We start from the raw sequence: 785 nt of genomic DNA on the forward strand, positions 1-785 counted from the left end.
CCTTCGTCCCGACCCCGGGCGCCCGGGGTCGGGACAGGCCGACGCGTGGTGGGGCAGGAGGCGGCTGGTCCGAGGCCAGGCCGGGAGGGCCGGGCCGGGCTCGCCGGGGTGCGTGGGCCGGGTCGCTCGGGCGCGGCCGGTGGTTGAGCACGCGAGACGGCGTGGGCACGGCATACGCGACGTGCCAGTTCGCCGGTCAGCCCAGTGGTCAGTCCGTGGGCCACTCCCAGGACATGCCGTGCACGCCGGCCGGGCAGCGGATCGGGAGCATGTGGGCCGAGTGGGAGACGTCGAGCGCGATACGGCGGCTGTTGCGCTTCTCGGCCCCTATCTGCTCGCGGTAGTAGCGGTGGCAGCCCGCCGGCAGGGCGTCGGGGTGGAAGTAGACGTGCAGCAGGTACTCGCGCAGGTGGACGCGGGTGCGCCGCTCGTGGTGGGTGGAGGGCACGTTGCTCGGGCCGAGGAGCACCTCGTAGTCGATCACCGCGGTCTCGTTGCGCGCCAACTCGCGGCCGAGCAGCACCTCGATGATGATGCAGCGCAGCTCGGGCAGGAAGCGTACGGAGCCCGGCTTGCCGCAGCGTACGACGACGTCGATCGACTCGGCGGAGGTGTCGTCGATGCAGTGCACGACCGTCAACCGGCTGGCCCCGTCGCGGGTCGCGCGCAGCACCTGGTGCACGGAGGTGCTGCGGATGCAGCGCCGCTCGTCCAGGCGCAGCGTCTCGCGGATGACGACGGAGCACAGGTCCTCGTTGAAGTGCGCGAACGCGGCGCCCAGGGCC

The 785-nt window shown here is 72.9% G+C and carries 1 pseudogene; it reads right to left on the reverse strand.

The features are described 5' to 3' along the window. Positions 1-208: 208 nt before the first annotated feature. Positions 209-785 (reverse strand): annotated as a pseudogene (locus KUM32_RS24450) (XRE family transcriptional regulator); the annotation flags it as partial.

The organism is Streptomyces sp. AC627_RSS907, assembly GCF_019049165.1.